This is a genomic window from Aminobacter sp. P4_D5 (assembly GCF_056401815.1).
The window spans coordinates 1-500 of the sequence record NZ_JBFUIP010001504.1 but is presented as its reverse complement, the minus strand read 5'-3'; the positions used below and the strand labels follow the sequence as shown (position 1 = coordinate 500).

Below are 500 nucleotides of genomic sequence, written 5' to 3'. Positions count from 1 at the left end.
GTTCTCGACCACGAAGGTCTTGCCGAATCTCACGGAGAGCTGCTCGGCGATGGCGCGCGTCGTCACGTCGGTGCCGCCGCCGGGCGTGTAGGGCACGATGATGCGCACGGTGCGCGAGGGCCAGGCGTCCTGCGCGGAAGCCGCGATGGCGGGTAGGGCGAGCGCGCCGCCCAATACGGTCCGGCGGGTGATGGCGCTCTTCGGCGCTTGTTCGTTCATGAGCGTTCTCTCCGTGTTTCTCACCGGCGCCAGTCGCGCGAATTTGGGCGCGCCAGGCCGAGATTTTCGCGCAACGTCGGACCGGCATAGTCCTGGTGGTAAAGGCCGCGCCGCTGCAGCTCCGGTACGACGAAGCGGGAAAAATCCTCGAAGGCGCCGGGCGTGTGCGTGGCCGCGAGGACGAAGCCGTCGCAGGCGCGGGTGGTGAACCATTCCTCCATCTGGTCCGCGACGTCGGACGGCGTGCCGACGAAGTTCGGGAACTCGCGGATCGTGCCGCG

The 500-nt window shown here is 68.4% G+C and carries 2 pseudogenes; both read right to left on the bottom strand.

Annotated features, from left to right (window positions below):
* Positions 1–219 (bottom strand): annotated as a pseudogene (locus tag AC1DWF_RS39205) (tripartite tricarboxylate transporter substrate binding protein); the annotation flags it as partial.
* 20 nt (positions 220–239) lie between these two features.
* Positions 240–500 (bottom strand): annotated as a pseudogene (locus AC1DWF_RS39200) (LLM class flavin-dependent oxidoreductase); the annotation flags it as partial.